We start from the raw sequence: 25,942 nt of genomic DNA, 5'->3' as shown, positions 1-25,942 counted from the left end.
TTACTCAATACGTGGTTTAAAGATGTTGCTCTGCTCAGATCACCCGCGAGATCTCGGCCCTCAGGGCCTCGCTCACGATCTTGCCGTCGACTTTGCCACGGACTTCCTTCATCACGACGCCCATCAGCGGACCGAGGGCACGCATCTGCTTTTCCTGGACAAACTTGATCCGCTCGGCGACGATTTTTTCGACGATCGCAGCCAGTTCCTCGGCAGAGACCCCGCCGGCATGGTCGGCGACCGCTTCGGCCGCCGTCTTCCCGCCTGCCACCTCGGTGAGGAGGTCAGGGACCGCTTCCTTCGCGACCTCGCCCTTCTCGACAGCGGCAAGGACGTTCAGGACGTCCTGGTCGGCGATCGTCTCGACGGCGACGCCGTCCCTGGAGAGTTCCTTGAGGGTGCCAAGCACCGTCCGCGCCGCAAGGTTAGGTTTGATCCCGGCCTGCACCGCCGCCCTGAAGAGCGGGAGGTGCTCGGAGTAGGCGGCCTGCCTGGCCACCGCGGGGTCGAGCTCGAGTTCGTCTTCCATCCTGCGTGCCAGGTCTGAGAGGAGTTCTGGCACCCTGACCGCCGCCCAGTGTTCGCCGGTGATCGTCACCGGGAGGACGTCGGTCTCGGGGTACATCCTGGCGGCGCCAGGGAGGGGGCGCATGTACGCCGTGTTCCCCTCGTCGAGCATCTTCCTGGTCTCCTCTGGCACGCCCTCGAGGGCGAGGCGGGCACGGTGGCGGACCTGCTTCGCCCCGCAGGCGGCCTTCTCCTTGCTCCCTGAGATGAGGATGACCGCATCCTCGTCGGCGACGCCAAGATGGGCGCGGAGGGCGGCGACCTCCTCGGCCGTGACCCCGTAGGCCGGGAGTTCGTCGGTGTGGAAGATCCCGCCAAGCCCGCACTTCTTCACATAGTCTGAGATCTCGGTGCCGAGCCGCCGGCCAGGCTGGACCTCGCGCCCGACCAGTCCGGCAAACCCTGGCAGGACGACTGCCAGGATCGACTTCGCCCGTTTGAGGATGGACGACTTCGTCTCCGCAAAGAGGGCGGTGACGTCGTGGGTCTCTTCGCCGACCGAGGCGTTGCGGACGCGGAGTTCGTCGCGGATCGCGAGGAGGTTCACCTGCCTTGTCACCTCGCGGCGGACCACCTCGGCGATGAGGGCGAGGTCCTGCACCCCCTTGATCTCGACGCGGGCGCCGTCCTTGATCGAGATGTTGACGTCCTGGCGGATCGTCCCAAGCCCCCGCTTCACCTTGCCGGTGGAGCGGAGCACCATCCCGATATACTCGGCCGTCTCCTGGACCGCCTCAGGGGTGTGCATGCAGGGCGAGGTGGTGATCTCGACAAGCGGGATCCCGAGACGGTCGAGGGAGAAGGTGCTCCCCTCGACGCGCTGGGCCGCCTCCTCTTCGAGACAGAGGGTCTCGACCTCGCCGTCGCCTGGCAGGACCCCACCCATCGCCACCATCGCCGTCCGCTGGAACCCGCTGGTGTTCGAGCCGTCGATGACGAGTTTGCGCATGGTGTGCACCTGCTCGACCGGGTGCATCTCGAAGGTCCTGGCGACCTGGAGGGCGATCTCCAGGGCCTCGGGGTTCATCGGGGCCGGGGGTTCCTCGTCGTTCTCGACCAGGCAGGTGGTGTCGTAGGTGAGATAGTGGAACTGCCGGCGGTTCATCATCTCCTCGGCCGCCGCACGGTCGACCTCACCCATCTCAGAGACCGTCGCATGGAGGTACCGGAAGAACTCGCCGGTGTGCTCCTCGGTCTCGCGCAGGGTGGTGGGGCAGTGGCAGAAGAGTTTCTCTGCTGTGTCGAGCTGCTGGTGGATCTCGATCCCGGCCTTGAGCCCGAGCGCCTTAAAATCCATAATCTGACCTCCTTCTGATCTCGCCTTTGAGGTCGGTGGCCATCAGCCTCCGCCCCTCCTCCCTGTCGGCGGTGTTGCCAAGCACCCACATCAGTTTGGTGAGCGCGGTCTCGGGGAGCATGTCCTCACCCTCGACGACGCCCGCGGCAAGGAGGTCGCGGCCGGTGTCATAGACCCGGTCGCAGACCCGGCCGTGGAGGCACTGGGAGGTCATGACGACGGTGGTCCCGGCGTCGATCATCTCGCGCAGGGCCTCGATGCACTCTGAACTCACATGGCCAAGCCCGGTGCCGGCGATGACCAGGCCTTTGAACTCTTCGTAGACCCTGACCGCCTCCTCTGGCATCCCTGGATAGGAATACAGGAGCCCGCAACGCTCTTCGAGGTCGGCGTGGAGGGCCGGTTCGACCGCACCCCGGCGGACCGCCTCAGGGGAGAGGTCGACTGCGAGCGAGGGGTAGGCGACGGTGGCGACCGGGGCCATCTCGTGGCTCTGGAAGGCGTCGCGCCGTGAGGTGTGCATCTTTCGCACCCTCGTCCCGCGGTGGACGGCACAGAGGTCGTCGTTGGTGGTGGCGTGCATCGCCACCGCCACCTCGCCCAGATCGCTCCGTGCGGCGGCGGCCGCGCACATGGCGTTCATCACGTTGTCGCTGCTCGGGCGGTCGGCGGACCGCTGCGATCCGACAAAGACGACCGGGGCAGGGGTGTCGAGCATGAACGAGAGGGCCGAGGCCGAGTAGGACATCGTGTCGGTCCCATGGGTGACGATGACCCCCTCGGCACCGTTGGTGACCGCGGCGTGTACCGCCCTGGCCAGGGCCTGCCAGGTGGACGGGGTCATGTTCTCAGAGAGGATGGTGGCAAGCATCTCGGCACGGTAGCGGGCGACTGTGGTGAGCCCTGGCACCGCCCTGAGGATGTCGTCGGCGGTGAACTGGCTGGTCACGGCCCCGGTGCGGTAGTCGATCTTGGAGGCGATCGTCCCGCCGGTGGAGATGATCGCAAGTTCTGGCAGGGTCTCGTCCTGCACCACGGTGGGAACTGCGGGAGCGGGCTGGTCGCCGGCACGCCGCACCAGGGTGCAGGTCTCCTGGTCGACGCCGATGTTGTAGCCGCTCTTCAGTTTGAGGACCGCCATGCCGTCGCGGTCGGTGATATAGATCCCTTCCACCGGGTGGCCCCGGCAGGAGGCGGCGACGACGTCGCCGGTCGCATAGGTACTCATGCTTCTGTCATCCTTTTTGCTTCATCGACCAGGCGGGCAAGGGCCGTTTCCACGGACCCTGCCAGCCTGGCGGTCGCGGCCTCGTCGGCCGCAAGGTCTTTGTTCCGTGCGGTCAGAGCCCGCGCCGTCTCTTCTGGTGCTGGGCCGCCAATGGCCTTCCTCTCGGCAACGCTGATCGCCGGGTCGAGGGCGGCGGCCACCCGTGCGGCGGTGAGCCCGCGCCCGGTGAGCGAGAGCCCGGCGACCTCCTCTGCCGCCGCTTCCAGGGTGGCAAGGTCGAGGGCGCCCTCTTTCACCGCCCGGCCGACGACCGAGTGCGCAGTCCTGAAGGGGAGTCCATACTCCCTGACCAGGACGTCGGCAAGTTCGGTCGCGGTCGAGAAGCCGCGGTCAGATTCGGCGGCCATCCGCTTCGTATCAAAGGTCGCGGTCGAGAGCATCCCAGCCAGGACGACAAGGCTCTCGCGCGCCGCGGCGACGCCCCGCCAGAGGTGGGGGGTGAGTTCCTGGAGGTCGCGGTTGTAACTCATTGGGAGCCCTTTGGTGATAGTCATCGCCCCGGCAAGCGAACCCGCAACGGTCCCGGCCTTTGCCCGCATGATCTCAGCGGTGTCCGGGTTCTTCTTCTGGGGCATGATCGAACTGGTCGAGGAGTAGCCGTCGGCGAGGTGGACGAACCGGACGAAGGCGCTCGACCAGACAACCATCTCCTCGCAGAGGCGGCTTGCAGTGGTCATCATCACCGCACAGGCCGAGAGACTTTCAAGGGCGAAGTCGCGGGTGGCGACGGCGTCCATCGAGTTGCCCATCGGGCGCGCGAACCCGAGGAGCCTGGCGGTCATCTCGCGATCGATGGGGTACCCGGTCGAGGCGAAGGCCGCCGCACCGAGGGGGCACTCGTTCACCCTGGCATAGGCGTCGGCGAGCCGCCCGAAGTCCCGCCCGAAGGCCGCCTCGTAGGCGAGGAGGTGGTGGGCAAGGGTGGTCGGCTGGGCGTGCTGGAGGTGCGTGAACCCTGGCATGATGCTCTCGCGGTGCGCCTCGGCAAGCCCGAGCAGCACCTGCCTGAGGTCGCAGAGCGCGGTCATGCACCCGAGCAGTTCTTCGCGCAGGCGCATCCTGATGCAGGTCGCCACCTCGTCGTTCCTGGACCGGCCCATATGCAGGCGGCCGCCGAACTCCTCGCCGACGCGGGCGATGAGCGCCGCTTCTTTCCCGGCGTGGATGTCCTCAAAACATTCGTCATAGGCTTCGTCTGGGATCCCGTCCTCGTGGAAGGCGAGAAGCGCACCCATCAGCGCTCTGGCCGCGTCCTCCCCGATGATCTCTTGTTTCCTGAGCATCAGGAGGTGGGCCATGTCCACCTGGATATCTTTCTCGGCGATCCAGTGATCGGCCGTCATCGAGGAGAGGAAGTGCATTACCTCACCGGTACGGTCGTCACTGAGTCTGCCTCGCCGCAGCAGATCACGATGCATGGTGGTGTACCTTGCGGCCCGAGAGGAAATGAACTTGTGGGGACGGCGGGAGGGATGAGGGGAGCGGCAGGGCCGGGAGAGGGAAATAATCTGGTGTGCACCGGTGATGGGGGCGACCTGATGCTTCGGTCGATGCGGTCCCTGTCAATCTTCGTGATGAGGGGTTCGAGGAACCCGAACTCCTTGTTGAGTGGCGATTGGAAGAGGCCGCACCATGGAGGATCATGAGAGAGCATAGTACCTCCCTGCCAGAGAGAGACATCAAGAGAATTTACCATGAAAATGATCTCGAATATCCCCCCTATAGGTTTGAATGATGATTTTATCACACTGAGGCTCCTCATGACTGATATGCAGAGAGCAGATACATCTTCTGAATGATCAGCCCTTCGCCTTCCCGGCCCTCTCTTCATCCCCGGGGTCCGGGGACAGAGTCCCTGGCGCAAGCCTGTGGGAAGGCACGTCGATCAGATGGCCGCCCTCATCGGAGAATCTTATTTGTCTACTCCCTCGGGTCGTCCCCCCACGACGAAGAGAGGTGAGGGCGGCAATGAAATGGTGGTCCTATTTGGTTCCTGCTTCGAAGAGAGAGCAAGGATTCATAACCCGGAGACCACCAAGAATTTTTCATCGCGTATGCGTGGGCCCGGGGTTCATGCCCAATTCTACAGGGCCGATATTCTATCTCCCCAGGATGGTGAGTGTTGAAAGAAAATTCTGGATGTCGAGAATATCCACCCCCACAAGGGCCTGGACCTGTATCCCTCCGATCGATGATTGGGATCGGTTCTGAGGATTCTCAAGCACAGGAGTATGAAGCACGAGACTGTCTGGATCGACACTCCTGAATTTGACCGGGATGTTGTCAAAACCCATCTCTCTCCCTTTCTCATCAATGAGTCGAGAGAGTGCATCCATGGTGTCCCCCAGATGTTCTTCAGGCATGGTGTCAGGAATCCCGACGCTGAGATACCCCTCGGCATCACATCCATACCCGATAACCGGGCCGTCCGGGTAGAGACGAGGTTTCGCTATCGAGTCAAAGGTCTCATCGTGAAAATCGTCCAATCGATCGTACCAGACGCGTCGGTCACGTGCATCTTTGAATTCCGGAAGATCCCCATAAATGCCCAGAACGATTTCATGTGATCTCAACTCCCGAATGGCATCTGTATATTCTTCAAGCGTTGGTCCAATACATCCATTCAGATCACTCTCTTCACGGTCACCCTGTTGTGCGGAAACAGATCCCGCACACCCGGATGTGAACAACGTCAGGATAAGCAAGACGAACAATAATCTGGTTTTTCTTCTCATACCGTTCACCTCTCCAGTCCCCCTCCTGTACCATCGACCTCGGGAAGGACCGGACGCAGGCACCGGAGTGCAAGGGAGTTTCATCGACCAGGCCGGAGACGAGCACCGGACCACGGCATCCACATCGAGAAATCTTGCTGGATTTATATATCTGCTTTGTGGGATGGCCCTATGCATACCAGGAGAGATAACAGCGAATAATAGGGAGAGGATTCTGTAGAATCACGCATGAAGCAAAAAGCATGCCTCCAGCATACCACATCAAAATCGTTCCGAGGAGAACTTCTGATCGACGTGCCTTCCCACACTATCACACCGGGAAAAAACCCGGGCCCCCGTCGAATGACAATCAGGGGAGACTGCAGCGTGGAAGATCATCAAGGGCAAAACGCACCAGGGAGGCGCTCGAGAGAGTGATCAACTATGCCTTCTTCATGCCCGAAGAGATGGCGGAGCGGACCGCCGCAGACGATCCCTCCGTCGCGAACGTGCTGAAAGGACCGAAGGTGATGCTGATTGGAACCGACTGAAGACCTGAGACGCCTGGGCCTCATCAAAAAATTCCACCCGGAACCCGGCGCGTTGGAGAACGCGATGGCCCTCGCACGATGGGACGCCGCCGTCTCGCGGGGGGTGCACCCCCGGGCCCCCACGGATGAAGATAGCCAGGAGGCGGCGATTGAGCAATGCTTTGATTCGTTGCCATGGAGTGAAAAGCAAGGATCCCTCCACACTACAAAGCACCGCTCGGAGTGACGTTCATGACATATCTCTGAGACGTGCTCTCACATCATGCCCGATCCTGCGAGGCTGATATTGTACCTCCCGGACATTGTACATTCTGAAACAAGATCCCGAATGCCGAGAATATCCATTCCCACAAGGGCCTGAATCCCGATCCCTTCGATCGCTGAACGGTTCTGAGGATTTTCAAGCACATGAGTATGAAGCACGAGACTGTCCGGATCGACGCTCGTAAATTTGACGGGGATGGTTTCAAAACCCATCTCTCTCCCTTTTTCATCGATGAGTTGAGAGAGTGCATCCATGGTGTCTTCGAGATGTTCCTCAGGCAGGGTGTCAGGAATGCCAACGTCGAGATACCCCTCGATATCATACCCGTAACCAATAATAGGCCCATCTGGGTATAGGCGAGGTTTCGCTATCGAGTCAAAGGTCTCATCGTGAAAATCGTCCAACCGATCATACCAGACGCGTCGGTCACGTGCATCTTTGAATTCTGGAACATCCCCATAAATGTCAAGAATTTTTTCATTTGATTTCATTTCTCGAACGGCATCTGCATGTTCTTCATACGTGAGTTCTACACATCCATTCAGATCACTCTCTTGTGCGAGAACAGATCCCACAAGTCCAGACGTGAACAGTGTCAGTACGAGTAATAATGACAGGAATTTGGTTTTTCTTTTCATGCGGTTCACCTCTCTGATCTCCTTCCCATACCAGGGGGCGTTGAGAGGGGTTGGGTGCAGGCACCGGAAATGAGAAGGAGTTCACCGCCTCGACCGGAGATGAGTACCGGTACACGCCATCCACACTGATCAATCGCGTTCAATTTATATATCTGGTTTTTGGGACCATCCTATGCCTATCAGAAGTTCGAAGATCAAAAATATGGAAAATCGGCCCTGCAAAACTCCTCGTCAATTCTAAACGTGAGCATGAATGGACCACCTTGCCCCACCATACACACCAGGGGTGGGCGCGGCGCCCCAGAACCCAAGGAAGAAGAGCGGACCGGGGGAGGCAGGGGATCCGACAGAGTCAAATTCACCGCCTCACACGGGCGAGACTGCAGAGGGAAAGGTCACGCAAAAGCGCTCTGTAGAAATCCTCTAGATGAATCTCTCTGACAGGGGGTGGCCGCCCCGGTCCTCCCGGTGATGATGATTGATAGGGGCTCGCATCCCATCGTCACAATCATCGCTCTGCCTTCCTGCCCTCTCTTCTGAGGGAGGTCTGGAGAGTTTTGCGATGACCTCGATGAAAGGAAGAGGAATCTACAGAGCCGAAAAAGAGAGGCTTAGATTTTTCGATAGACCTCTGACCGGTGACCCACTACGACGACCACAATTTTTTGCACCTCTTTATGATGGATAGTCAGGATCGCCCTGTACGCCCCGACACGAAAAGAGCAAAGTGGCATCGCACTCCCTCCCTGCAATATCTTCACATGCAAGGATGGATCAGGCTGCCGGGCAAGGTTCTCCACCTCATCAAGGATCCTCTCTCTGACCTCTTCGGGGAGGTGGCGCATCCGCCATATGACAGATGGCGTCACTCTGACTTCGTACGCCATCCAGCCCTGAGCTCTGCGCGGACCTCGTCAAGGGTGAAGAGGCGGCCGGCTTTAATGTCTTCAACCGATTCATCGAGTGCTTTGAGCGTCTCCTCACTGAGGGGTTCTGAATCTATGGCAATATCGATCAGCCTGATGATCACGTCCTCGTAGGTCTCGTCAGGATGGCATTTTATCGCATCCAGCCGCTCCTTGGTTTCCGGCGACACCCACACCGTCGTGGCTCCCATGGTCGAGACTATAGTGGGTATAGGACATCATCCTTCTGATCGGCTCTGTAAAAATCCTCTTGATGAATCTCTCTGACAGGGGGCACTCGCCCCCGATCCCCCCGCCACATGATGGGTCGAGGATGGCAGCACCCTCTTTATGGTCATCTCTCCACCTTCCGGCTTCCATCTTCATCATGGGGATCCCAGGGGCGGCGCCCCGCGGTTGATAGTAAGGGAAGGCAACGGATTTCGATCCCAGGGGAGGACTGTGTGATGCAAAGAGGATGTATTCTACAAACCCCCAGATGAACGTGTTACGTAAAAGTGTCGATCGATGTTCATCCGCCAGTTCTGTAGAAACTTAGCCGGGGGCTCAGCCCCCGGACCCCCGAGACCACGATGAGATCTGGAAGGCAGAATAGATGACCATAACAAGTGCGTTGCAGTCCACGACCAATCGTGTTCGCGGGGGGTCCGGGGGGCGGCAAGCCCCCGCAGAGACAATTATCCAGAGGGGTTCTACAGAGCCCATCCGCCTCTAACTTCGCGATAAGTGGGTCAGGGAAACCCGGGCCCCAGTTGAGCAGCAGTGGAGAAGATCAAGAGGGAACGATCCCATTCTTCAGCCGATGCCCGCCCCCCTATCCTCACCTGAACCCCCTTTACAACCACGCCTTGCGCGCCGCCGACTCGATCGCCCGCTGGACACTGTCCTTTGGCACGATCGTCGTCACCGGGATCCTGACCAGCTGCTCGATCGTCGAGGAGGCGATAGGTGCGCAGACGACGGCGATGGCACCCTCCCGCTCGGCCCGCACGGCGGCGATGATCGCGTCCTCAAAGGTATAGACCGGGTACTCCCGTACCCTGTACTCATGACCATCGACGACCGCCGTCCGCTCCTGGATGGACTCCAGGACATAGCGCGCGGCGATGAGCCCGATAAAGGCTTCTTCAGGGATACGGGAGAATGAACGGACACTATTGACGATCGCCCGCAGGGTGGGGAGCGTGGGCGAACGTTTGCCGGTGAGCACCTTATAGAGCGTGCTCTGGGCGACCCCGCTCCGCTCAGAGAGCTCGCGCACGCTCACCCGCAGGTCATTCTTCAGTACATGCTGGAGGACCGCCACAAACTCCTCGTCAGAGATGAGCGCCGCCTTGATGATGCGCTCGACCGGGTCTGCCTGGATCATGGGTTATCCCTTCTGGGTAAAGCATGATAAATGTTCTCCCGTATGTCCACATAATACGCCGGAAAAGAGAGGACGAAGAGGTACATTGCATAGACAAAAAGACACAAATCGACCACAGAAGACACAATTGGATAGTTCTGAGACAGCAAGACGACGACCTATAAATATCCCGAGGCTGACCAGTACCCCATGGCAAACAAGATGCTTGCTGCAGTCCTTGCCATCGGACTTGCAGCTCTTCTCGTCGTCGCCGGGTGCGTCTCAGAACCCGAGACCCCGACGACCCCTACAACCGAAGGCGCTGAGGTCGGCGTCACCTACAGCCAGGGCGTCGGCCCCATGCCGATGCTCCTCTCGACCGGTGAGATCGACGGCTACATCGCCTGGCAGCCCTTCGTAGAGATCGCCACCGTCAGCGGGATCGGCAAGGTCGCCTCGTACTCGCAGGACCTCCCGCCCGAAGACATGTGGAAGGACCACCCCTGCTGCGTCGTCGTCACCAGTGACGCCTTTGCCGCGGAGCACCCCGACACAGTCAACGCCGTCAGCGCCCTCGCGACCCTGGGCAACCAGTACGTCAACGAGCACCAGGACGAGTCCGCCGAGATCGTCGCCGACTGGCTTGTCGGCAAGGGCAACTTCACCTACGGCGACGTCTCCGTGAACTCGGTCGACGTCCTGGAGAAGGCGATCCCGACGATCAAGTTCACCAGCGAACCCTCAGAGAAGTGGATGGAAGGGGTCGACCTCTTCGTCGACGCCCAGTCTGAACTCGGCTACCTCACCGGCAGCCTGAAAGACGCCACCAAAGAAGAGCGCCGCGACCTCATCTTCAACACCCAGCCCTACACCGAAGGCAAGACGATGATCGACGCCGGCGAGATCGCCACCCCTGAGAAGTTTGACAAGTTCAGCATCGGCTACCTGATGTCAGACCATCACGCCTCGCTCTTTGTCGCGATCAAAAACTGGGAATATTTCGAGGAGAACTACGGCATCGCCCTCAAGCCCACAGACCCCTCACAGAGCAGGCCTGAAAATCTCGAGCTGATCGTCAACGGCGAGAAGATCGCCGACGTCACCCTCGTCTCCGGCGCCGCAGGCCCGGCCCTGATGCAGCTTGCCGCCACCGACAACATCCAGATGGCCTGGGTCGGCGCCCCGCCGGCGATCAGCGCCATCGACAAAGGAACACCTATTAAGATCGTCCAACCCGTTAATACTGAGGGATCCGGACTTGTCGTGGCTGCATCCGCACCAGTAAACGACTGGCCGTCCTTCGTCGAGTGGGCGAACAGCAGAGCAGCCGAGGGGAAACCGCTGAAGATTGCGGCCCCGTTGAAAGGTTCCATCCAGGATGTCATGCTCAAGTTCGCCCTCAAAGACAGCGGACTGGTGGTGAAAGAAGTCTGATGGAAGGAACAGATACAGCCAAGAACAGAACACGGAAACAGAAAAATACTGCCTTGCGGAGGAGGGCCCTCGGGGCCATCCTCCCTATCCTGATCATCATCTGCTGGGAGATCGCCGCGGTCCTCATCAACAATGAGTTCATCCTCCCGCGTCTTGAATCGGTGCTTGCCGTCCTTGCCACCCCGACCGTGGACATCCTGGGGAGCGGGAGCCTCATCAACAATGCCCTTCTCTCTATCGAACGGGTAATTCTGGGCTTTGGGCTCGCGGCCCTGGTCGGGATCCCGGTCGGACTGGTGATGGGCTACTGGCAACGGGTCGAGGACTTCGTCGACACGACGGTCCAACTCTTCAGGCCCATCCCGCCGCTCGCCTGGATCCCGCTGGCCCTTGCCTGGTTCAAGACCGGGATCGTCTCGATGACCTTCATCATCTTCATCGGGGCGGTCTTCCCGGTGCTGCTCAACACCGTCGACGGGGTCAAGTCGGTAAACCGGACCTGGGTCGAGTCTGCCCGCACCTTCGGGGCAAGCCAGCGGCAGGTTCTTGCCAAGGTGATCATGCCCGCCTCCCTCCCGACAATCTGGACCGGGTTACGAGTCGGGTTCGGGATCGCCTGGATGTGCGTGGTGGCGGCCGAAATGTTGCCAGGCACCACCTCGGGCCTGGGCTACCTGATCATGTATGCCTACAACTGGGGACAGGTTCAGGTGATCATCGCCGGAATGATCGTCATCGGACTGATCGGCCTGCTCATCGACGGGCTCTTCAGGGCCATTGAACACCGGAGATTCAGGTGGAGGGGGATGACAAGATGAGTCTCTCGATCAAGCATGTATCAAAGGTCTTTGTCAACGAGAAAGGCGAAGAAGTAACGGCTCTTGGCGACATCAACCTCCAGGTCGAGGAAGGAGAGTTCATCTGCATCCTTGGCCCTTCCGGGTGCGGGAAGACGACGCTCCTGCGGATCATCGCAGGGCTCGACGCCCCTTCCTCAGGCAGGGCCGAGATCAATGGCAAAGAGATCGCAGGCCCGGCGCCTGAACTTGCCATGATCTTCCAGGAGTATTCGCTGTACCCCTGGCGGACGATCATCGACAACGCCGCCTTCGGACTCGAAGTGCGGGGTGTCCCAAAAGAGGAGCGGTACGCAAAGGCGCGGGAGTACCTCGATCTTGTCGGGCTCAAAGAGTTCGAGAGCAGCCATCCGTACGAACTTTCCGGCGGGATGCGCCAGCGGGTAGCGGTGGCACGGGCTCTCTGCTCTGAGCCTCAGGTCCTCCTGATGGACGAACCCTTCGGGGCCCTCGACGCCCAGACCAGGAACACGATGCAGAAAGAACTCCTGGATATCTGGAAGAAGACGAAGAAGACCGTGATCTTTGTCACGCACAGCGTGGACGAGGCGGTCTATCTCTCTGACAGGGTCGTCGTCCTCTCGCCACGGCCGTCTGATATCAGGGAGATCGTCACGGTCGAGCAGAATCGACCCCGCGACCGGACAAGCGTTGAGTTTGCCCAGGTGCGCCGCTATGTCCTCTCGTTGATCCATAACGGGAGCGACTGAGGGGCGCGGTAACGGCCCCAGGGGGGGCCGGCAGCCCACTCACCATGATCGTTTCTCTGCCCTCCCGGCTCTATCGCCGTCCCCGATGCAGAATATCCTACCATCTCGCACCTGGGCTGGGGGAGACCCCCCACAGTGACGAGAGGCGGGGGACGGCACCGCCTCTTCTCTTCAGGATCTCAGGAGTGGCCTTCCCGACCCTATCTTCATCCCAGAGGTTCCGGGGGCCGCGCCCCTGGCGCGAGCGATAAGGGGAAGCACATCAGTCACGCAGACGGCCCGATCCACAACCATATATAATTCTGAATGAATGGTCGAGAGATGAAATCACCCCCCCTCAAACTCTCGCTCTGCGGCATCGGCATTCTGATTTTGTATACAGGCGGGTGTATTGCCGCCGACACGAAGATGTCAGAGACCTCGAACCTCTCTGCATTCTAAGAGCGGGTGAACGAGAGCCAGGAATACTACGATGACCTCGTCATCTCAGACCCTGAGAACGCCACCGCGTGGTGTATCAGGGGGATGTCCTACAACAACAATTACAATCAGTATGAAGAAGCGCTGACGAGTTGCAATCACGCCCTCGAACTGGACCCGGAGTACGGGCTTGCCTGGTACCTCAAGGGGATCATCTATCTGAATATGGAGAATGGTCCTGAAGCAGAGTTGTGTTTCTAGAATGCAACACGCTATGACCCCTCGCTGGCCGAATATGTTGAAGAGGAGTCAGGGGCGGTGTCTCCCTATGGGGCTAAGGGATATAGCATTGCCACAGGGTGACCCCGCCCCTTCTTCTCCCTCCCCTCCTCACGCGGAGACTCTGTAGAATTCGGCATGAGGCGAGCGCCCGCTTCAAGCATACGGGATGAAAATATCATATCAAATTTGATCAATTCTTGACTCTCATCCTTACGAACGAGGAGCGAATCAAAGTCGAGCATCATGCCGCCCCTCGACTCTCTTCGTCGTGGGGGGTCCGGGGGGTTTCCCGCCGGCACGAGATGGCAAGGAAATCTCGACGATTGAGGGGGGCCGATTCATCATAGGAATTTTCTATCCTCTGCGTATTGGCTTCAAAGGGATATGGCGAGTTCACACGCTCATGCAAACCTGAAGAGAGGATCGTCAGGATCATTTTCATGGTAAATCCTCTTGATGAATCTCTCTGGCGGGGGCGTGCCGTCCCCGGCCAAAGAGGTAGGAAGGCGGGTGACACACGTCTCCCCCACACAAATAGGTAAGGGGTTCTACAGAGCCCACGCGTACGCAATTGAACCTATCTTTATGGCCAGGAGACGGCCAGGACCCCAGGTGGAGGAGAGCGTTTCGAATTTCTGGAAGGATGCATTTCAGGTCGAGGAGATAGTCACCCAAAGAGAGTTTTGAGATATGCTCACGGTAAATCCTCATGGTGGCCCTTCGACAGAGGGGGGGCTCGCCGCCCCCTACACCCTCGCGTCAAGATCAAAGGGGGAGCGCACACCCCCGCCTCATCTCCACCGGGGGTGCCTTCCCGGCGCAATCGTCATCCTGACGTGTCAGGGACAGAGGAAGGCCCGAGGCAAGATATTATAAAATGCCCAGGACAGAAGAGTACAAAACATGGATAGGAGTTTCAACAGTGCCTGAAACACCCTGCACCCAGGATCTCCGGGATGGCAGGATTTTGCGTCATGCGCAATTCTCCTCCCTCCAGTAACCTTTATTAGGAAAAATCACTATCTTATAAAGCACGAACTTACGGCGAGGCGTTGTGAGGAATGGTACGTAAACCTGGAGTAATGTATAGGAATCTCGCCAAGAAGGCATATACACGGCGAGAATATATGGGCGGTGTGCCCGGTAGCAGGATCGTGCAGTTTGATATGGGCAACCTCAGCGGCGATTTCCCGATGGAGATCAGCCTTGCGGTGGAGGAGTCCTGTCAGATCCGCCACACTGCGCTTGAAGCAGCGCGTATCAACATCAACAGGCGTCTGATGAACGAGGTCGGGCGTGCAGGCTACCACCTCAAGCTCCGCACCTACCCCCATCATGTACTGCGTGAGAACAAGCAGGCCACCGGTGCCGGTGCAGACCGTGTCTCGGAAGGGATGCGGATGGCCTTCGGCAAGGCGGTAGGGACCGCTGCAAGGGTCGAACCGGGCCAGAAGATCTTCACGGTCTATACCAACAAGAACCAGATCGAGAAGGCAAAGGACGCCCTCAAGCACGGCGGCTACAAACTTCCGTCACCGACCCGCATCGTCATCGAAGAAAAGGCACAGCACTAAATATTCTTCTTTTTTTCTCTCCTCTGCCGCAAGGCAGGAGGAGAGAAGAGTTCGACAGCATATTTTTTAGCCCTCCTCATCCATTATATCCGGTGATGGAGAGCGTGTCATCCGGACTTCTGGAAGCAGTCACCGCGGCAACCGCGTCTGCACTCCATGAAGCCGAGACCTCCCTTCCCCCCGACGTGAACACGGCGATCGGTCGGGCACTCGAGCGAGAAGAGGACCCCACCGCACGGGCCCAACTCGAGAACATCAGGGAGAATATACATTATGCCGGGGAGCGCGGACTCCCACTCTGCCAGGACACCGGGGTGCCGGTCATCTATCTCACCCTCCCCCCATCGGTCCCGGCAACTGAAGCACTCTATGACGCACTCGCAGAGGGGGTGCGCCAGGCGACAGACTCGGTCCCGCTCAGGCCCAATGTCGTCGACCCCCTCACACGAGAGAATACAACCGACAACACCGGGGGCGGGATGCCGGCGGTCCACCTGAAGCCAGGCAACGAGTTGACGATCACCGTCCTCCCAAAGGGCGCGGGCGCCGAGAACTGCTCGCGGATCGCCATGCTCCTCCCCTCAGAGGCCAGCGAGATCGCCCGTTTCGTCGCCGAGACCATGCTCCTTGCCGGCGGCAAACCCTGCCCGCCGGTTGTCCTCGGGATCGGGATCGGCGCCACCTTCGACGGGGCGGCGGCGCTTGCAAAAGAGGCGCTGCTTCTCCCGATCGACGAGATGGACCCCTTCGAAGAGGAGATCTGCGACGCCGTCAACGCCCTCGGGATCGGGCCGATGGGGCTTGGAGGCACCACCACCGCCCTCGCGGTGAAAATTAAACGCGGCCACTGCCATACCGCCTCCCTGCCGGTGGCGGTCAATGTCCAGTGCTGGGCGAACCGACGGGCGACCAGGACCGTGGAGGTGGAGAAATGGACCTGAAGACCCCGCTCGGCGACGAAGTCCTCGACCTGCGTGCCGGCGACGCCGTCACCCTCTCGGGAACCGTCTACACCGCACGGGACGAGGCGCACCTCAGGATGAGAGAAGAAGGCATCCCCTTTGACCCGGTTGGGGCCGCGATATACCACTGCGGCCCGGTGATCAGGGGGCGCGAGGTCGTCGCCGCAGGCCCGACCACCTCGGCACGGATGAACGCCCTCTCTGGATTCCTTCTTGACGCCGGCGTCCGCGCCCTTATCGGCAAAGGTGGGATGGACGAAGGGGTCAGGGAAGAACTCCGCGGCCGCGGGGTGTACCTCGCCTTCACCGGCGGATGCGCCGCCCTTGCCGCCGCAAGGATGCAGATAAAAGGCGTCTCCTTCGAAGATCTCGGGATGGCCGAGGCGGTCTGGGAGATCGAACTCGACCACCTCCCCCTCATTGTGGGGATCGACGCCCACGGCGGCGACCTCTTTGCGGCCGTGATGCAAAAGGCAAAACTACAATTTAGGCAGGAGTTCAATAGTTATAAAGGACCGAGTTTATGAAACTCATCATCGACGAGACCAGGTGCAAGGGCTGCAACCTCTGCACCCTGGTCTGCCCATACAAGATCTTTCAGGAGGGGACAAAACCGAACCACAAAGGTGTGGTGGTGCCTGTCCTCGACCGTCCTGAACGCTGCACCAACTGCCGCCTCCAGAAACTCTACGGGCGGGTGCTCTGCGGCGTCTGCCAGATGATCTGCCCGGATCAGGCGATCACCTGGGTGGACGAAGACCCCTACTCGTCAGAGAAGGTGGTGGTGGAGGAGTGACACGACTTGAATTCTGGCAGGGCAACATCGCCTGTGCCGAAGGGGCCCTGGCAGCCGGGTGCCGCTTTTTTGGGGGTTACCCGATCACGCCCTCGACCGAGGTCGCCGAGCACATGGCCAGACGTCTCCCCAAGATCGGAGGCACCTTTGTCCAGATGGAAGACGAACTCGCAAGCATTGCCTCGGTGATCGGCGCCTCATGGACCGGGACGAGAGCGATGACCGCCACCTCAGGCCCCGGGTTCTCCCTCATGATGGAGAACATCGGGTATGCGATCATGACCGAGACCCCGTGCGTCATCGTCAATGTCCAGCGGGGGGGGCCGAGCACCGGCCAGCCGACCCGCGCCTCCCAGGGCGACATGATGCAGTGCCGCTTCGGCTCGCACGGCGACTCCAGCATCATCGCCGTCAGCCCGGCCTCGGTCCAGGAGATGTACGAACTGACCGCGAAGGCCTTCAACCTTGCCGACCGCTACCGGGTGCCGACCTTTGTGATGACCGACGAGATCATCGCCCATATGCGCGAGCGCATCGAGGTGCCCGACGCCGTCGAGATCATGGAACGGCGTCAACTTGAGAAAGGGACCCTCCCCTTCGCCGCGGGCGCGGACGGCGTCCCAGGGTTCCCCACCTTCGGCCAGGGCCACGGGGTCCACGTGACCGGGCTCACCCACGACGAGCAGGGCTACCCCTCCTCCACCGACCCGGGCGTCCATGACCGCCTGGTCAGGAGACTGGTCGGGAAGGTCGAGGAGGCGCGCCAGGAGATGGCCGACTACGAGGTGACCAACCCTGACGCCGAAGTGGTCTTTATCTCATACGGCTCGCCGGCACGTCCGGTGAAACAGGCGGTCAGGGACATGGACGACGAGCGGGTCGGATCCCTGCGCCTGCGGGTGGTCTGGCCCTTCCCCGACTTTGCCCTGCAGGAGTTCAAAAATGCCAGGGTCTTTTTAGTCCCTGAACTGAACCTCGGGCAGATTGCACGGGAGGCAGCCAGGCACACCGCGGTGCCGGTCGTCCCGGTACCCGAACTCGGCGGCGAACTGCACACCCCGGCGCGGCTTGCCGGGACCGCGGAGGAATATCTGTGAAAGACTTCCGGGAGTGGCTGCGGGAAGACCGCATGCCCCATATCTACTGCACCGGGTGCGGGAACGGCACGGTGATCAACTGCACCCTCAATGCCGTGAACCAGATGGGCTGGGAGCCCGAGAACACGGTCTTCATCTCTGGGATCGGGTGTTCGTCCAGGGCGCCAGGCTACATCATCACCGACTCCCTCCACACCACCCACGGGCGGGCGATCCCCTTTGCCACCGGCGTGAAACTCTGCCGGCCAGACCTCCATGTGGTGGTCTTCACCGGCGACGGCGACCTGGCGGCCATCGGGGGCAACCACTTCATCCATGCCTGCCGGCGCAACATCGACCTCACGGTCGTCTGCATGAACAACTACATCTACGGGATGACCGGCGGACAGGGGAGCCCGTGCACCCCGCTCGGCGCCATCTCGACGACGACGCCCTACGGGTGCGACGAGGCCCCCTTCGACCTCGCCTCCCTGGCGGTGGCGGCAGGGGCGAACTATGTCTCCCGCTGGACCTCCTACCATGTAAAAGAACTGACCAGGGCGGTGAAGGCCGGGCTGGAGACCCCCGGACTCTCCTTCATCGAGGCCATGGTCCAGTGCCCGACCGGCTACGGGCGGCGGAACAAACTCCGCGACGCCAGACTGATGGTCCAGTGGATGCGGGACCACGCCGTCCTGATGAAGAAATGGAAAGAGATGGAGGCCGAAGGCCGACCCCTCCCCGAGGACAAGTTCCCGGTAGGAGAGTTTGTGCGGCGGTATCGGCCGGCGATGGGGGTGCACGAAGAATGAGACACGAGATCCGTTTTTCGGGCTTCGGCGGCCAGGGGATCATCCTCTCAGCCGTCATCCTCGGCAGGGCGGCGGCGATCTATGACCAGAAATACGCCGTCCAGACCCAGGTCTACGGGCCTGAGGCACGGGGCGGGGCATCGATGAGCGCCGTCGTCATCGACGACGAACCGGTGCTGTACCCCGAAGTGACCAGGCCTGATATCTATGTGATCATGTCGCAGGAAGGGTTCCTCAAGTACGGGGCCGGGGCGCCCGAGGAGGCGGTGATGCTCCTCGACGACGGGCTCGTCCAGGACCGGCCTGAGTGCCGGTTTTATCCTATCCCTGCAACCTACGAGGCAAAGTTCACCCTCAACCGGGTGATCGTCGCAAATATCGTGATGCTTGGGGCGCTGGTGGCGACCACCAGGATCGTCTCCAGGGAGGCGATCGAGAAGGCCGTCCTCGACTCAGTCCCGAAGGGGACTGAAGACCTCAATATGCGGGCGTTGAAACTCGGCTTTGACCTCGGCACAAGGAGCATACAAGATGAAACTGCTTGAATTTGAAGCAAAAGAACTTTTTAAACAACATGGCATTCAAGTGCCAAAGGGCATCCTGATCAGCGACCACGAGGAAGCGGTCCTCAACCTCCGCAAGGTCGGGCCAGAGGTCGTGGTCAAGGCCCAGGTCGACGTAGGCGGACGGGGGAAGGCCGGCGGCGTCCTGATGGCCAACACCGACACTGCGGTCCTGGCCGCCAGAGAACTGTTTGCCAGAAAGATCAAAGGCGTCAAGGTCGCACGCGTCCTCATCGAGGAACACCTGGAGATCCAGCACGAATATTACGTGAGCATCACCATGGACCGCTCGACCAAGCAGCCGGTCGTCCTCTTTGCCGATATCGGCGGGGTCGATATCGAGGAGACCGCGAGGAAGAACCCGGACGCGATCAGGAAGGTCTCGTTCACCCCGCTCCTGCGCAATATCCCGCGGTTCCTGCTGCGCGAACTGATCAGGGACGCACCCTCCGAGGTCGGAGAGACTATCAACAAACTCTATCATGTCTTCTGCGACCGGGACGCTCTCCTTGCCGAGATCAATCCCCTGGTCACCACCCCCCAGGGGGTCTATGCGGCGGACGCCAAACTGATCGTCGACGACAATGCCCTGACCCGCCAGGAGATCGCGGTGAACCGCGACCTCACCAGGCGCGAGCGCGAGGCCGAGAGGCATGGGTTCTCCTATGTCGAACTCGACGGCTCGATCGGGGTCATCGGCAACGGCGCCGGGCTGACCATGTCCACTCTGGACCTCATCGACCACTTCGGCGGGAAAGCGGCGAACTTCCTGGACGTCGGCGGCGGTGCCGATAAAGACCGGGTGAAGTACGCCGTCGAACTCGTGGCGGACATGCCCGCGGTGAAGGTGATCATCGTCAACCTCCTTGGCGGGATCACGCGCTGCGACGAGGTGGCCCGCGGGATCATCGAGGCCGGGGTCGACCAACCGGTGATCGTCCGTCTCGCCGGGACAAACGAGAAAGAAGGGAGAGAACTCCTTGCCGGGCACGGCTACAAGATGCTCGGGAGCATGGACGAGGCCGTCAGGGCCGCGGTGGAGGTGACCGCATGATCTATGGAGACAAGAACACCGGGATCATCGTGCAGGGCGCCACCGGGAAGCAGGGTTCTTTCCATATCAACCTGATGAACGAGTATGCCAGGTCGGTCGGCGGGGCAGGCGTCCTTGCCGGGGTCACCCCGGGCAAGGGAGGCCGGGAAGTCTGCGGCGTCCCGGTCTACGACAGTGTCAAGGAGGCCCTGGCCGAGCACGACGCTACTGCAAGCGTCCTCTTTGTCCCTGCCGGCGCGGCAGGGGACTCGATCATGGAGGCCGCCCATGCCGGGATCGAGACGATCGTGGCGATCACCGAACATATCCCGGTCCATGACGCCATGAAGGCGATCGGGTATGCGGAGACGATCGGGTGCACGGTCATCGGCCCGAACTGTCCTGGCCTCCTCTCGCCTGGCGAACTCAAACTCGGGATCATGCCGACCCACCTCTACTCTCGCGGGCATGTCGGGGTCATCTCAAGGAGCGGGACGCTCACCTACGAGGTCGTCGACGAACTGACCAGGGCCGGGATCGGCCAGTCCACGGTCATCGGGATCGGGGGCGACCCGATCATCGGCCAGACCTTTGCCGACGCCCTGGCCCGCTTCGAAGAAGACCCCCAGACCAGGGCCGTGGTGCTCATCGGCGAGGTCGGCGGCAACCTGGAGGAAGAAGGGGTTCGGTCGACCGACCTTCCGGTCGTGGCCTATATCGCCGGGGTCACCGCCCCGCCGAACAAGCGGATGGGGCACGCGGGTGCGATCATCTCAGGCGGCGAGGGCGACGCAAAGTCCAAGATCATGCGGTTGAAAGCAATGGGAGTCGACGTGGCCTCACGGCCGTCCGAGATCCCGGGTATCATCAAGAGTCTCCTATGAACGAGCACCTCCTTGTCCAGACTGCAACCGAACTCGCCGAGGAGATCGGGGCGCGGGCCGTCGTCTCCTTCACCCAGCCCTGCACCTGCCAGGCCAAGGTGCCGCTGGTCTGGGTCAAGGACCTGCAGCTCGACATCCTCAAGGACCTCTCGATGTGCGAGATCCTCTCGGTCTGCGAGCACCATATGCTCGACGCCGCGGTGCATGCCTATCTCAAGGAACAGTTCGAGGACGGGACGGTCGTGGCGGTCTTCCCGTACGCCATCCTGGTCTTCGACCTGGAGAAGGCGAAGAACTTCGTCGACATCAAGGAATACGAGGACATCGCCCCGAGGGACGTGATGTATGCGGTCCTCAACCTCGCCCTCGAGATCGCTATCGAGGGGCGGGAAGGCAGGAGGATCGGGACGGCCTTCATCATCGGGGATCCGGCCAGGATCGCGAGGCACTCCCACCAGGCGGTCCTCAACCCCTTTGCCGGGCACGACCCGGCCTCCCGCGATATCACCAGGCGGGAGAACTGGGAGAGCGTGAAGGAGTTTGCCCAGATCGATGGAGTTTTCATCATCGACACCGAAGGCAGAGTCTGTTCTGCCGGGACCTACCTCGACGTCAACGCCAAGGTGGTCAATCTCCCGCCTGGCCTGGGGGGGCGCCACCTGGCGACGGCGGCGATCACCGCGGTGATGCCGGCGGTCGGGGTGACGGTCTCAGAGAGCGGAGGAATGGTGAGAGTCTTCCGTGACGGGGCCTGCACCATCACGATCAGGTCAGATATCAGGATCACCAGTTAGAAATGGTTAAATGATGCCCAAGCATTTTATTTACTATTCAGAAGAGTGAGGGTTATTATGATCAGGAATATCAGGGTAGAGCAGATCGAACAGACCCCTATCGAGAGACAACAGATCGAACTGGTCGAGCGAAAAGGCATCGGCCACCCTGACAGCATCGCCGATGGGATCGCTGAGGCGGTCTCGCGGGCGCTCTGCCGGGCGTATATGGATGAGTGCGGGGTGTACCTCCACCACAACACCGACCAGGGCGAGATCGTGGCCGGCGAGTCCATCCCCTGCTTTGGCGGCGGCAAGGTGGTCAAGCCGATCTATGCGCTTCTCACCGGACGGGCCACCAAGGTCTTTGACGGAGTCAATATCCCGGCCGACGCCATCGCGGTCGAGGCGGCCAGGGCCTATGTGAAGAGCATCATCCCCATCATGAATATGGAGCGCGACATCATCGTCGACTGTCGGATGGGGGCGGGGTCGACCGACCTGCGGGACGTCTTCAAGACCTGCGGGGGCACCAGGGTGATGCGGGCAAACGACACCTCGTTCGGTGTGGGCCACGCTCCCTTCAGCGAGGCCGAGAGCCTGGTCAAGGGGGTCTCAGATTATATCGACACCGTCTACCGCCCGCGCCACCCCGAGGTCGGGACCGACGTGAAGGTGATGGGGCTGCGTGACGGCGACGAGATCACCCTCACCCTTGCGGTAGCGATGGTCGACCGTTATCTCTCAGACATCGGTGAGTACGCCGAGGCGGTCGAGAAACTGAAAGAAAGCATCCAGGAGATTGCCCCCCGGTTCACGGGGCGCACGACCAGGGTGCATATCAACACCGCCGACGATATCGCCAGCGGGAGCGTGTTCCTGACGGTGAACGGCACCTCGGCCGAGATGGGCGACGACGGCTCGGTCGGCAGAGGCAACCGGTGCAACGGGCTGATCACCCCCAACCGCCCGATGAGTATGGAGGCGACGAGCGGGAAGAACCCGATCAACCATATCGGTAAGATCTACAACCTCCTCGCCACGCACCTCGGCACCACCTGCGTCGCCGAGGTAGACGGGATCGAGGAGATCTATATCAGGCTCCTCTCCCAGATCGGTCATCCGATCGACCAGCCGCTGGTGGCAAGTGTCCAGATCATCCCGCAGCAGGGCGTCGATCTCACCGAGGTCACGCCGGCGGTCGAGGCGATCATCGACACCGGGCTTGAGGACATCGCCGGGGTGACCGAGAAGGTCATCAGGGGCGAACTCAAGACTTTCTAAGATTTTTTGAACATCCAATTATTTTTTGCAGGTACGACCTGCAGGAGGAAGATATGACCTGTATCCGCCTGGCATTACCGAACAAGGGGCGGATCGCTCAGCCGGTCCGTGAACTTGTGGAGAAGAGCGGGATCCATCTGGTCGGGACCGGTGAGCGCAAGCTCGTCGCCAGGACCGTGGACCCTGAGATCGAGGTGCTTTTTGCCCGTCCTGCCGATATTCCAGAATATGTGGCCAACGGCGCCGCGGACGTCGGGATCACCGGGCACGACATGGTGATGGAGCGAGGCTCAGAGGTAGAAGAACTCCTTGACCTCAAGATGGGGGGCGCCACCCTGGTGGCGGCCGTGCCCGAGGACTCGGCGGTGACCGGGGTCGCCGCCCTTGACGGGAAGAGAGTGGCGACCGAGTTTCCGGTCATCACCAGGGCGTTCTTTGAGAAGCACGGGGTCTCGGTGACGATCGTCCCGGTCGGGGGGGCCTGTGAGGCGACGCCGTACCTGGGGATCGCCGACGCCATCGTGGACCTGACCAGTTCAGGGACGACGCTCAAGACCAACCGGCTGAGGGTGATCGCCGAGGTGCTCAGGTCGAGCACCGGGGTGATCGCAAGCAAGGAGGCCCTCACCGAGAAGAGGGAGAAGGTCCATGAGGTGCTCCTGGCCCTGGAGAGCGTGGTGCGGGCGAAGGGGCAGTGTTATCTGATGATGAATGCCCAGCGCGAGGCCCTGACGGCGATCGAGCAGGTGCTCCCTGGCCTGGGCGGGCCGACAGTGATGGACGTGGCCTCGAAGGAAGGACTGGTCGCGGTCCATGCGGTCGTGGCCGAGGAGTGCGTGTACCAGCTCATCAACCAGTTGAAGCAGGCGGGGGCGCGCGATATCCTGGTGATGCCGATCGAGCGGATGATCCCCTGATCGCCTATGATGGTCTTTCCGGCAGTCGATATCCTGGGCGGGCAGTGCGTGCAACTGGTCCAGGGGAAGCGGGAGAGTGCGCGGACTTTCGGGACGCCGCTTGAGAATGCACGCCGCTGGCTGGACGCGGGGGCCGAGGCGCTCCATGTGGTGAACCTGGACGGGGCCTTCGGGTCGGCGCGGGCGAATGCCGAGATGATCCGCGAGGTGGTCGAGGAGACCGGGGTCTTTGTGCAGCTCGGCGGTGGGATCAGGAGCCGCGAGGACGCCCGCGCCTGGCTGGAGACCGGGGTCGGGCGGGTGATCCTGGGTACGGTGGCGGTCCGCGAGCCCGAGATCGTCCGCGATCTCTCCCTGGAGTTCGGGCCTGAGCAGGTGATGGCCGGCGTCGACGCACGGGGCGGGGCGGTGGTCATCGAAGGCTGGCAGGAGGAGGCCGGCGACTATCTTGCCTGGGCGGAACGCTTCGAGATGCTCGGGGCGGGTTCGCTCCTCTTCACCAATGTGGCGGTCGAAGGGCTCTGCCAGGGTATCGAGACCAGACCGGTCGCACGTCTCCTGGAGCGGACCTCCCTGCCGGTGGTCGTGGCCGGGGGGGTGACGAGCGCGGCGGACGTGCGGGCGCTGCGCGACCTGGGGGTCGCGGGCGTGGTGCTCGGGTCGGCGCTGTACAATGGAAAAATCACGTTTGAAGAGGCACTGGAGGCGGCACGATGAGACGAAGTTCCATTCAGAGAGCGACGAAGGAGACGAAAATCGCCCTCACCCTGGACCTGGAGGGCGAGGGGGAGAGCAGGGTCGAGACAGGCCTGCCCTTCCTCGATCATATGCTCGGGTCGTTTGCAAAGCACGGCGGGTTTGCCCTGCAGGTGGAGGCAGAAGGCGACCTGGAGGTGGACGCCCACCACCTGGTCGAGGACGTCGGGATCGTCCTCGGGGCGGCGCTGAAGGAGGCGGTCGGCGACGGTGCCGGGATCACGCGTTTCGCCGACGCTTCGATCCCGATGGACGAGGCGCTCGCGACGGTCGCCCTGGACGTCGGCGGCCGGGGCTACCTGGTCTTCACGGGGTCGTTCAACACGCCGGCGGTCGGCAGGATCGACACCACGCTCTTCGAACACTTCTTCTACAGTCTCTGCATCCAGGCCGGGGTGACGGCCCACGTCAGGTTCTACGGGCGCAACGACCACCACATCGCCGAGGCGATCTATAAGGGCTTTGGCGTCGCCCTCAGGAAGGCGGTCGCACAGGACGGGCGGCAGGGCGTGCCGAGCACCAAGGGCACGCTGTGAGGCCCTGAGATACTTTTTTTTGGCTTTGTTGAATTCGGCAGGGATGGGCTCTGTAGAAATCCTCTGGACAGTTATCTTTGGTGGGGGACGGCATTACGCTCTTTATGGCGATTGAGTGTGCCTTCCCGGCCCTACCTTCATCCCGGGGGCCCGGGGGCAGAGTCCCTGGCGCGAAGATGGAGGAAGGCGGTTCTGGCATGCTTGGGATAAGGAAGAGAGAAGGATCTACCCGAAACTCTAAAACTCTCTGCACCGGGGGCGTGCGCCCCCCAGACCCCCGCAGAAGAGAGCGAGGAAGACGGGAAGCCTCTCTTCAGGAGCATCACAGACATCTTCCTACCTCATACCCCAGAGATCCAGCGGCAGAGCCCATAGGGCGTATGGCGTGAGAGGCCCACAGATACGTTTTATTTCGCTACAAAGAAGTGATGAGGTGAAACCCCATAGGCCCTGTAGAAAACCTCAGGATATTTATCTCTCTAGGGGGGGGGGCGGCACGCCTCCCTGACCCCCCGCCGATGAAGAGTGGCGGGGGATCGCACCCTGTCTTCACAATCATTGCTCCGCCTTCCAGACCCGATCGCCATCCCGGGGCCAGGGGGCAGAGTCCCCAGCGCGAATATGTGGGAAGGCATGAACGCATGGGTGCACACCGAAGAGAGGAGGATCGCCCCACCAC

At 61.2% G+C, this 25,942-nt stretch carries 26 protein-coding genes; 18 read left to right on the top strand and 8 right to left on the bottom strand.

The annotated features are described in order from the left end of the window. Positions 1-34: 34 nt before the first annotated feature. From gatE to J2129_RS01625, 8 genes are all read right to left on the bottom strand, one after another. Positions 35-1,864, bottom strand: a complete 1,830-nt coding sequence (gatE, locus tag J2129_RS01660; RefSeq protein ID WP_209629008.1) for a Glu-tRNA(Gln) amidotransferase subunit GatE — start codon at positions 1,862-1,864, stop codon at positions 35-37. Next, positions 1,854-3,092, bottom strand: a complete 1,239-nt coding sequence (gene gatD, locus J2129_RS01655) for a Glu-tRNA(Gln) amidotransferase subunit GatD (protein WP_209629006.1) — start codon at positions 3,090-3,092, stop codon at positions 1,854-1,856. Before gatD ends, gatE begins: the two co-directional genes overlap by 11 nt. Beyond that, a complete protein-coding gene (gene argH / locus J2129_RS01650; RefSeq protein WP_209629005.1) occupies positions 3,089-4,570 on the bottom strand; it encodes an argininosuccinate lyase in 1,482 nt (493 codons plus the stop codon). Before argH ends, gatD begins: the two co-directional genes overlap by 4 nt. A gap of 681 nt (positions 4,571-5,251) precedes the next feature. Next, positions 5,252-5,887, bottom strand: coding sequence for a hypothetical protein (locus tag J2129_RS01645; protein ID WP_209629003.1), 636 nt, complete (start codon positions 5,885-5,887; stop codon positions 5,252-5,254). Between the two features lie 785 nt (positions 5,888-6,672). After that, positions 6,673-7,320 (bottom strand): hypothetical protein, encoded by a 648-nt coding sequence (locus J2129_RS01640; protein ID WP_209629001.1) that lies wholly within the window; start codon positions 7,318-7,320, stop codon positions 6,673-6,675. A 611-nt stretch (positions 7,321-7,931) separates the two neighbouring features. Further along, positions 7,932-8,165: a type II toxin-antitoxin system RelE/ParE family toxin gene (locus tag J2129_RS01635; RefSeq protein ID WP_245320821.1), complete on the bottom strand. Its 234-nt coding sequence runs from the start codon at positions 8,163-8,165 to the stop codon at positions 7,932-7,934. Positions 8,166-8,185: 20 nt separating this feature from the next. Then, entirely contained in the window at positions 8,186-8,437 is a 252-nt protein-coding gene (locus J2129_RS01630; RefSeq protein WP_209628997.1) for a hypothetical protein, read from the bottom strand. Between the two features lie 644 nt (positions 8,438-9,081). Next, complete coding sequence (locus J2129_RS01625) at positions 9,082-9,615, bottom strand: helix-turn-helix domain-containing protein (protein WP_209628995.1); 534 nt, start codon at positions 9,613-9,615, stop codon at positions 9,082-9,084. Between the two features lie 189 nt (positions 9,616-9,804). On the opposite strand from J2129_RS01625, the gene J2129_RS01620 reads away from it, so the two are divergent. From J2129_RS01620 to hisB, 18 genes are all read left to right on the top strand, one after another. Further along, a complete protein-coding gene (locus tag J2129_RS01620) occupies positions 9,805-11,028 on the top strand; it encodes an ABC transporter substrate-binding protein (protein ID WP_209628992.1) in 1,224 nt (407 codons plus the stop codon). Next, complete coding sequence (locus J2129_RS01615) at positions 11,028-11,846, top strand: ABC transporter permease (protein ID WP_209628990.1); 819 nt, start codon at positions 11,028-11,030, stop codon at positions 11,844-11,846. Before J2129_RS01620 ends, J2129_RS01615 begins: the two co-directional genes overlap by 1 nt. Beyond that, positions 11,843-12,595: an ABC transporter ATP-binding protein gene (locus J2129_RS01610; protein WP_209628987.1), complete on the top strand. Its 753-nt coding sequence runs from the start codon at positions 11,843-11,845 to the stop codon at positions 12,593-12,595. The genes J2129_RS01615 and J2129_RS01610 overlap by 4 nt, the downstream gene beginning before the upstream one ends. Positions 12,596-13,042: 447 nt before the next feature. After that, positions 13,043-13,276, top strand: coding sequence for a tetratricopeptide repeat protein (locus J2129_RS01605; protein ID WP_209628985.1), 234 nt, complete (start codon positions 13,043-13,045; stop codon positions 13,274-13,276). Positions 13,277-14,358: 1,082 nt separating this feature from the next. Further along, positions 14,359-14,871: a 50S ribosomal protein L16 gene (locus J2129_RS01600; RefSeq protein WP_209628983.1), complete on the top strand. Its 513-nt coding sequence runs from the start codon at positions 14,359-14,361 to the stop codon at positions 14,869-14,871. Positions 14,872-14,966: 95 nt separating this feature from the next. Then, a complete protein-coding gene (locus J2129_RS01595) occupies positions 14,967-15,812 on the top strand; it encodes a fumarate hydratase (RefSeq protein WP_209628981.1) in 846 nt (281 codons plus the stop codon). Continuing rightward, complete coding sequence (locus tag J2129_RS01590) at positions 15,803-16,360, top strand: FumA C-terminus/TtdB family hydratase beta subunit (protein ID WP_209628979.1); 558 nt, start codon at positions 15,803-15,805, stop codon at positions 16,358-16,360. The genes J2129_RS01595 and J2129_RS01590 overlap by 10 nt, the downstream gene beginning before the upstream one ends. After that, on the top strand, positions 16,357-16,629 hold the full coding sequence (locus J2129_RS01585; protein WP_209628977.1) for a ferredoxin family protein: 273 nt from the start codon (positions 16,357-16,359) through the stop codon (positions 16,627-16,629). Before J2129_RS01590 ends, J2129_RS01585 begins: the two co-directional genes overlap by 4 nt. Further along, complete coding sequence (locus J2129_RS01580) at positions 16,626-17,726, top strand: 2-oxoacid:acceptor oxidoreductase subunit alpha (protein ID WP_209628975.1); 1,101 nt, start codon at positions 16,626-16,628, stop codon at positions 17,724-17,726. The genes J2129_RS01585 and J2129_RS01580 overlap by 4 nt, the downstream gene beginning before the upstream one ends. Positions 17,727-17,758: 32 nt before the next feature. Further along, a complete protein-coding gene (locus tag J2129_RS01575; protein WP_209631215.1) occupies positions 17,759-18,517 on the top strand; it encodes a thiamine pyrophosphate-dependent enzyme in 759 nt (252 codons plus the stop codon). Further along, on the top strand, positions 18,514-19,062 hold the full coding sequence (locus J2129_RS01570) for a 2-oxoacid:acceptor oxidoreductase family protein (protein WP_209628973.1): 549 nt from the start codon (positions 18,514-18,516) through the stop codon (positions 19,060-19,062). The genes J2129_RS01575 and J2129_RS01570 overlap by 4 nt, the downstream gene beginning before the upstream one ends. Further along, complete coding sequence (gene sucC / locus J2129_RS01565; protein WP_209628971.1) at positions 19,049-20,134, top strand: ADP-forming succinate--CoA ligase subunit beta; 1,086 nt, start codon at positions 19,049-19,051, stop codon at positions 20,132-20,134. Before J2129_RS01570 ends, sucC begins: the two co-directional genes overlap by 14 nt. Beyond that, entirely contained in the window at positions 20,131-20,997 is an 867-nt protein-coding gene (gene sucD / locus J2129_RS01560) for a succinate--CoA ligase subunit alpha (RefSeq protein WP_209628970.1), read from the top strand. The genes sucC and sucD overlap by 4 nt, the downstream gene beginning before the upstream one ends. Then, complete coding sequence (locus J2129_RS01555) at positions 20,994-21,791, top strand: diadenylate cyclase (RefSeq protein ID WP_209628968.1); 798 nt, start codon at positions 20,994-20,996, stop codon at positions 21,789-21,791. Before sucD ends, J2129_RS01555 begins: the two co-directional genes overlap by 4 nt. Positions 21,792-21,848: 57 nt before the next feature. Further along, entirely contained in the window at positions 21,849-23,054 is a 1,206-nt protein-coding gene (locus J2129_RS01550) for a methionine adenosyltransferase (RefSeq protein WP_209628966.1), read from the top strand. A 53-nt stretch (positions 23,055-23,107) separates the two neighbouring features. Next, a complete protein-coding gene (hisG, locus tag J2129_RS01545; RefSeq protein ID WP_209628964.1) occupies positions 23,108-23,971 on the top strand; it encodes an ATP phosphoribosyltransferase in 864 nt (287 codons plus the stop codon). Between the two features lie 6 nt (positions 23,972-23,977). Continuing rightward, the gene (gene hisA, locus J2129_RS01540) at positions 23,978-24,688 is read left to right on the top strand and encodes a 1-(5-phosphoribosyl)-5-[(5-phosphoribosylamino)methylideneamino]imidazole-4-carboxamide isomerase (protein ID WP_209628962.1); all 711 of its coding nucleotides are present in this window, start codon (positions 23,978-23,980) and stop codon (positions 24,686-24,688) included. Continuing rightward, on the top strand, positions 24,685-25,263 hold the full coding sequence (gene hisB, locus J2129_RS01535; protein WP_209628960.1) for an imidazoleglycerol-phosphate dehydratase HisB: 579 nt from the start codon (positions 24,685-24,687) through the stop codon (positions 25,261-25,263). The genes hisA and hisB overlap by 4 nt, the downstream gene beginning before the upstream one ends. Positions 25,264-25,942: the final 679 nt, after the last annotated feature.

The organism is Methanofollis sp. W23, assembly GCF_017875325.1.
GTDB lineage: Archaea > Halobacteriota > Methanomicrobia > Methanomicrobiales > Methanofollaceae > Methanofollis.
Note: the sequence above shows the minus strand (reverse complement) of the source record. Positions and strands in the feature narration are given on the sequence as shown.

Excerpts from the sequence above, each read along its gene's own strand:
- J2129_RS01555 (WP_209628968.1), top strand. The coding sequence starts at position 20,994 with ATGAACGAGCACCTCCTTGTCCAGACTGCAACCGAACTCGCCGAGGAG.
- J2129_RS01645 (WP_209629003.1), bottom strand. The coding sequence starts at position 5,887 with ATGAGAAGAAAAACCAGATTATTGTTCGTCTTGCTTATCCTGACGTTG.
- hisA (WP_209628962.1), top strand. The coding sequence starts at position 23,978 with ATGATGGTCTTTCCGGCAGTCGATATCCTGGGCGGGCAGTGCGTGCAA.
- J2129_RS01640 (WP_209629001.1), bottom strand. The coding sequence starts at position 7,320 with ATGAAAAGAAAAACCAAATTCCTGTCATTATTACTCGTACTGACACTG.
- J2129_RS01595 (WP_209628981.1), top strand. The coding sequence starts at position 14,967 with ATGGAGAGCGTGTCATCCGGACTTCTGGAAGCAGTCACCGCGGCAACC.
- J2129_RS01615 (WP_209628990.1), top strand. The coding sequence starts at position 11,028 with ATGGAAGGAACAGATACAGCCAAGAACAGAACACGGAAACAGAAAAAT.
- J2129_RS01550 (WP_209628966.1), top strand. The coding sequence starts at position 21,849 with ATGATCAGGAATATCAGGGTAGAGCAGATCGAACAGACCCCTATCGAG.
- argH (WP_209629005.1), bottom strand. The coding sequence starts at position 4,570 with ATGCATCGTGATCTGCTGCGGCGAGGCAGACTCAGTGACGACCGTACC.
- J2129_RS01575 (WP_209631215.1), top strand. The coding sequence starts at position 17,759 with ATGCCCCATATCTACTGCACCGGGTGCGGGAACGGCACGGTGATCAAC.
- sucC (WP_209628971.1), top strand. The coding sequence starts at position 19,049 with ATGAAACTGCTTGAATTTGAAGCAAAAGAACTTTTTAAACAACATGGC.
- J2129_RS01590 (WP_209628979.1), top strand. The coding sequence starts at position 15,803 with ATGGACCTGAAGACCCCGCTCGGCGACGAAGTCCTCGACCTGCGTGCC.
- J2129_RS01630 (WP_209628997.1), bottom strand. The coding sequence starts at position 8,437 with ATGGGAGCCACGACGGTGTGGGTGTCGCCGGAAACCAAGGAGCGGCTG.
- J2129_RS01610 (WP_209628987.1), top strand. The coding sequence starts at position 11,843 with ATGAGTCTCTCGATCAAGCATGTATCAAAGGTCTTTGTCAACGAGAAA.
- hisB (WP_209628960.1), top strand. The coding sequence starts at position 24,685 with ATGAGACGAAGTTCCATTCAGAGAGCGACGAAGGAGACGAAAATCGCC.
- sucD (WP_209628970.1), top strand. The coding sequence starts at position 20,131 with ATGATCTATGGAGACAAGAACACCGGGATCATCGTGCAGGGCGCCACC.
- J2129_RS01600 (WP_209628983.1), top strand. The coding sequence starts at position 14,359 with ATGGTACGTAAACCTGGAGTAATGTATAGGAATCTCGCCAAGAAGGCA.
- J2129_RS01635 (WP_245320821.1), bottom strand. The coding sequence starts at position 8,165 with ATGCGCCACCTCCCCGAAGAGGTCAGAGAGAGGATCCTTGATGAGGTG.
- J2129_RS01585 (WP_209628977.1), top strand. The coding sequence starts at position 16,357 with ATGAAACTCATCATCGACGAGACCAGGTGCAAGGGCTGCAACCTCTGC.
- gatE (WP_209629008.1), bottom strand. The coding sequence starts at position 1,864 with ATGGATTTTAAGGCGCTCGGGCTCAAGGCCGGGATCGAGATCCACCAG.
- J2129_RS01570 (WP_209628973.1), top strand. The coding sequence starts at position 18,514 with ATGAGACACGAGATCCGTTTTTCGGGCTTCGGCGGCCAGGGGATCATC.
- gatD (WP_209629006.1), bottom strand. The coding sequence starts at position 3,092 with ATGAGTACCTATGCGACCGGCGACGTCGTCGCCGCCTCCTGCCGGGGC.
- J2129_RS01625 (WP_209628995.1), bottom strand. The coding sequence starts at position 9,615 with ATGATCCAGGCAGACCCGGTCGAGCGCATCATCAAGGCGGCGCTCATC.
- J2129_RS01620 (WP_209628992.1), top strand. The coding sequence starts at position 9,805 with ATGGCAAACAAGATGCTTGCTGCAGTCCTTGCCATCGGACTTGCAGCT.
- hisG (WP_209628964.1), top strand. The coding sequence starts at position 23,108 with ATGACCTGTATCCGCCTGGCATTACCGAACAAGGGGCGGATCGCTCAG.